Source organism: Pontibacterium sp. (genome assembly GCF_041587635.1).
GTDB lineage: Bacteria > Pseudomonadota > Gammaproteobacteria > Pseudomonadales > Balneatricaceae > Pontibacterium.
In genome coordinates this window covers 1-5,415 of sequence record NZ_JBFGYC010000267.1, presented here as the reverse complement: position 1 = coordinate 5,415, position 5,415 = coordinate 1, and the positions used below count along the sequence as shown (strand labels likewise).

4 protein-coding genes are annotated in these 5,415 nt (G+C 49.4%); all 4 read right to left on the bottom strand.

All coding sequences use genetic code 11. The features are described from left to right. Positions 1-354: 354 nt before the first annotated feature. The gene (locus tag ABYW01_RS13120; protein ID WP_372833385.1) at positions 355-780 is read right to left on the bottom strand and encodes a universal stress protein; all 426 of its coding nucleotides are present in this window, start codon (positions 778-780) and stop codon (positions 355-357) included. A 25-nt stretch (positions 781-805) separates the two neighbouring features. Beyond that, positions 806-3,331 carry a TRAP transporter permease gene (locus tag ABYW01_RS13115; RefSeq protein ID WP_372833387.1) on the bottom strand — a complete coding sequence of 842 codons (2,526 nt, stop codon included), beginning with the start codon at positions 3,329-3,331 and terminating at the stop codon, positions 806-808. 104 nt (positions 3,332-3,435) lie between these two features. After that, positions 3,436-4,416 carry a TAXI family TRAP transporter solute-binding subunit gene (locus ABYW01_RS13110; RefSeq protein ID WP_372833381.1) on the bottom strand — a complete coding sequence of 327 codons (981 nt, stop codon included), beginning with the start codon at positions 4,414-4,416 and terminating at the stop codon, positions 3,436-3,438. 166 nt (positions 4,417-4,582) lie between these two features. Continuing rightward, positions 4,583-5,415: isocitrate dehydrogenase kinase/phosphatase-domain containing protein (locus ABYW01_RS13105; RefSeq protein ID WP_372833378.1), on the bottom strand; the 833-nt coding region annotated here is incomplete at its 5' end.

The following is a 5,415-nucleotide window of genomic DNA, read 5'->3' as shown; positions in this document are numbered from 1 at the left end:
GTCGATGTCAACCGTTTATTTGCAAGTTTTTCAAAAGTTTTTGAAGACTTGCCGGTGATTCGACCTGCTGGAGTGATCCGCTAATTTACGTTGTAAATCAAGGAGTTATTTCAGCAGTCTCGCGATCCGTTTGCTGTCCGAAGAAGCTGTTGTCTCAAGCGAGGATGCGCATTCTACAGACCTCAGCATGGGGGTCAACAGGCTTTGTTAAAAAACTTCAAAAAAACGTAAAAAAACCTTAAAACGAACAAAAAACCACCAATCCTGATTAAATAACACACAAAACAAAGCAGCAGACACAAAAAAGGCGCCTGACGGCGCCCTTTTTCAAACAAATCTATAGATCAATATCGGTCAGCGCATCACAAACACCGAACAACTCGCTTGCTCCACCACTTTGGTGGTCACAGACCCCAGCAATACTTTTTCAACCAAACTGTGATTGTGGCTTGGAATCGCAATCAGATCACAACCCAACCGGTCTGCAGTCTTCACAATCTCGCGATGGGGAGCACCTTCAGCTACGTGTACTTCCCAATGAACGCTGTCACCTAAATTCAGTTCCGCTAATTCAGTTAACTGGTGTTCCATCGCAGCAATCGCTGTCTCTATTGCCCCTTCTGGAAAATACGATGCGACCACAGGCATATTAAACCCAGGCAAAACACCTAAAAGGTGTATTTCCTGACCTTTGCTGAGTATTCCGTTGAGGTATTTAAGTGCATGCTCCGCCGTCACGATATCTTCCAGATCAACGGGGAAGAGAGCCTTAGTAAACATTACATTCACCCTATGACATTAGCTATCAGGCAGTTTTTCGACGGCGCAGCTGCATGGCGGCCAAACCTGCCAACAATATAAGGACCGGTATATACACCAGCTGTTTCGGTGGTCGCTCAGCTTGAGTTTCGATCGCCAGGATTTCCCAGCCAAAATCGATACCCGCCTTTTGCGCTGCGCTATCAAAGCCCACCATATCTACCATGACCTTTTCATCACCAACAGATAGCATCAGCCCAACCTCTTGCAAGCGTTGCGCGCCATCCCCGGCGCCACCCAACTCTAATTCGACAATTTTCTTCACGTAATTGCCATCTATCGTGTCACCCGCCACGGCCAGACGCAGAGAACGGTTCTCAGGTAACATCCCCGCTATCTCTTCTATCTGAACGGCAGGCTTGGTTTCCAGTGGCGGATAAACTTCGTCCCACCAGAAGCCCGGGCGGAACATAGAAAACGCCACCAGCAATAACAAAGCAGTTTCGTACCAACGGCTTTTTACCAGCCAGTAACCCTGCGTCGCCGCAGCAAAGATCAACATCGCACCTGTTGCCGACAAGACTGTCATCAACAGATGAAAAGGACCTTCAACACCGATTAACAAAAGCTCAGTATTAAAAATAAACATAAAGGGCAGTACGGCCGTGCGGATATCATAGGTAAAACCCTGGATACCTGTTTTGATCGGATCGGAACGCGCAATCGCCGCTGCAGCATAAGCCGCCAGTCCCACAGGTGGCGTGTCATCAGCCAAAATTCCGAAATAAAACACAAACAGGTGGACAGCTATCAAAGGCACCAATAAGCCATGCTCAGCCCCCAGCGTAACAATAACCGGAGCCATCAACGTGGAGACAACGATGTAGTTGGCCGTTGTTGGCAATCCCATGCCCAATACCAAACTAATGATGGCGGTAAACAGCAGCATCAACATCACGTTACCGCCAGAGATAAACTCCACGAACTCAGTCATAACCAGTCCGATCCCCGTCAACGTGACCGTCCCCACCACAATGCCTGCCGCAGCCGTTGCGACACCAATGCCAATCATATTGCGCGCACCGCTGACCAAACCGTCCAGCAGGTCATGAATACCCACAGCCCCAGAATCCTTCCAGTGATGATCACCACGAAACATCGATTTCAGAGGTTTATGGGTAACCACAACTGCGGTCATAAATACGGTAGCCCAGAACGCTGACAGCCCCGGAGATAGACGTTCAACGGTGAGGCACCAAACCAATACGACAACCGGCAATAGAAAGTAGAGACCAGATTTCACCGTCGGCCCCACTTCCGGCAGTTTGACGATCGCAGCATTGGGATCATCCATGTGTAACTCAGGATATTGAGCAGCATATCGAATCAATGCCAAATAAGCCGCCAGCATTACGATACCGATCAGCGCGTAGGTTCCGTCACCCAGCACCTCTTTAGACCAACCCATGCCGTAATAGATCACCAACGAAAGAATACACACACCTGATATCACCATACTCCAGGTGAGCAACGATTCAGCCAGGGTGGGTTTGTAAGGACGTTCCAGCCCTTTCATACCCGCCTTCAACGCTTCCAGATGCACGATATAGATCAACGCTACATAAGAGATGAGCGCAGGCAGAATCGCGTGTTTGATGACTTCGAGATACGAAACCCCCACGTACTCCACCATCAGGAACGCGGCCGCGCCCATAATCGGAGGTGTCAGCTGCCCATTGGTCGACGCAGCCACTTCGACGGCACCGGCTTTTTGACCGGGAAACCCAACCCGTTTCATCAACGGAATGGTAAACGTGCCGGTCGTCACAACATTGGCAATCGATGACCCGGACACAAGACCACTTAACCCTGACGATACGACCGCGGCTTTCGCGGGTCCGCCTTTCATGTGTCCCAACAGGGAAAACGCGACTTGTGTGAAGTAATTACCGGCACCGGCTTTATCCAGCAGCGAGCCAAAGAGCACAAAGAGAAAGACAAAACTGGTAGACACACCCAGCGCGACCCCGAATACACCTTCACTTGACAACCACTGGTGAGACATCGCCTTACTCAGACTTGCCCCTTTATGGGCGATCACATCCGGCATATACGGACCGCCAAAGGTGTAGATCAGAAAAACCGTCGCGACCACCATCAATGGCGGACCTAGAGCACGGCGGGTCGCCTCTAGCAGGATCAGCATACCCGACACAGCAACAACAAGATCCAGTGTATTAGGTGCACCGGCACGATCGGCCAGCTCAGCATGGAAAATCACCAGATAAGAAGCACAAAACGCGCCGACCAGGCCCAATATCCAGTCTTGGATCGGAATATAAAATCGGGGTGAACTTTTGAGCGCGGGGAAAGCGGTATAAGCAAGAAATATGGCGAAGCCGAGGTGAATTGAACGTGCCTGCGTATCGTTAAACACACCGAAATTCAGTGTGAATGGCAGCGGTGATGCATACCATAGTTGGAACAGCGACCATGCTAACGCAACACCCCAGAGTAGCTTGCCGGGCATACCCCGCGGTGCACGTGCGCCACTATCCGCCTGTGCAACCATCTCTTGAACATCAGGATCAACATGTGGGGTTGGCTTGTCAGTCACATTAGCTCCAGATCAGAAAATACAAAACGGGAGCCGAAGCCCCCGTTTTTAGCTGCGAATCAAAGCAGACCCGCTTCCTTATAGTACTTCGCTGCACCTGGATGCAATGGTGCTGTTAGGCCGTCTTTTACCATCTCTTCTTTCTTAAGATGTCTGAAGGCCGGGTGAAGATTACGGAAGGTATCAAAGTTCTCGAATACCGCTTTTACCACCTGATACACCACCTCTTCGGGTACGGCAGCAGAGGTTGCAAACGTTGCACCGACACCAAATGTCGCGACATCAGCATCATTACCACGGTACATGCCCGCAGGCACTGTTGCAGATCGGTAGTAGGAGTTGTCTTTAATTAAGCCTTCCACTGCACTGCCATCCACAGTAACCAGCTTACTATCACACGAGGTGGTCGCCTCTTTGATCGCACCGCTAGGATGTCCAACAACGTAAACCATCACATCGATCTTGTTGTCACATAACGCACTGGCCTGTTCCGATGCCTTCAGTTCAGATGCAAGCGCGAAATCATCCATGCTCCAGCCTTTGACGTTCATCAGCACTTCCATCGTGCCACGCTGACCGGACCCAGGATTACCAATATTGACGCGTTTACCTTTCAGGTCATCGAAGGTTTTGATATCTGAATCGGCGCGAGCAACAACCGTAAACGGCTCGGGATGCACAGAAAACACAGCGCGCAAATCCTTGTTGGCGCCTTTGTCTTTGAACTTACTGGTGCCGTTATAGGCATGGTATTGCCAGTCAGACTGCGCCACCCCCATATCCAGCTCACCGGCACGGATTGTATTCAGGTTGTAGATAGAGCCACCGGTTGACTCAACCGAGCAACGGATGCCGTGATCTTTACGTCCTTTGTTCACCAGACGGCAGATTGCACCACCAGTTGGATAATAAACACCGGTTACGCCACCGGTACCAATGGTGATGAACTGTTCAGCGGAAGCGGTAGCAGATGCTCCCATCGCAGCAACACCTACCCCAAACGCCAGTAGTGCTGAGGTAACTGTCTTCTTGATCGTCATAGCAGTCTCCCTGTTCTTATTTTTAAGTAGCTCTTTTAACGAGAGCTGACTGTTAAATAGTAGACACAAGTGCTAAGTGTTCAAGAATAAAACACGACTAAATAGCACTATTTATGATTTCAATTCATGTAAAACACCCAAGCACTGTTTTTGACACGACACACCTTCAATTGCGCAGAAACCGTTTTACCTTACGGTAAGGAAAAACATCCATAATATTTCCCGCCCTGACCTGATTCTGCATTTCACGCCAGAACTTCACATCGAGAAGATCCTGATGGAGTTCATTAAAGATCTTTCTAACCGTACGATCACATCGGGTTAATATGTGTAACTCCTCCGGAAACACATCGGTTGGTCCGACTGAATACCAAGGTTCATCCATCATTTCCTGTTCGGGATACAGCGCCTCAGGGATCTCGCGAAAATTACACTCGGTGAGATACATAATCTCATCATAGTCGTAAAAAACGACCCGTCCGTGCCGGGTGATCCCAAAGTTTTTAAACAACATGTCACCGGCAAAGATATTAGCTGCGGCCAATTGCTTAATGCATTTACCAAACTCGTTGATTGCATGAAACACGGCATACTCATCCTTGTTCGCCAACGCTTCGTTAATATGGATATTCAACGGCGTCATCCGCCGTTCGGTCCAGAGATGTTTGATCAGCACCCTATCCATTTCAATTTCTACAGAGGATCCCGCCACCTTTTGCAATTCATCGATCAGCTCATCCGAGAAGCGCGCACGCGGGAAACTGAAATTGGTAAACTCCATGGTATCCGCCATACGCCCGACCCGGTCATGCCGCTTAACCAGCTGATACTTTTCGATCACCGTACTACGGGCAATATATTTCGAGGAGGAGAAGCTGTCCTTGATAACCTTAAACACCAGTGGATAACTGGGTAAAGTGAAGACCGTCATCACCATGCCTTTGATACCGGGCGCGACAATCAATTCATCGTCAGAGTTTTTCAGGTGTTCAATAAAAG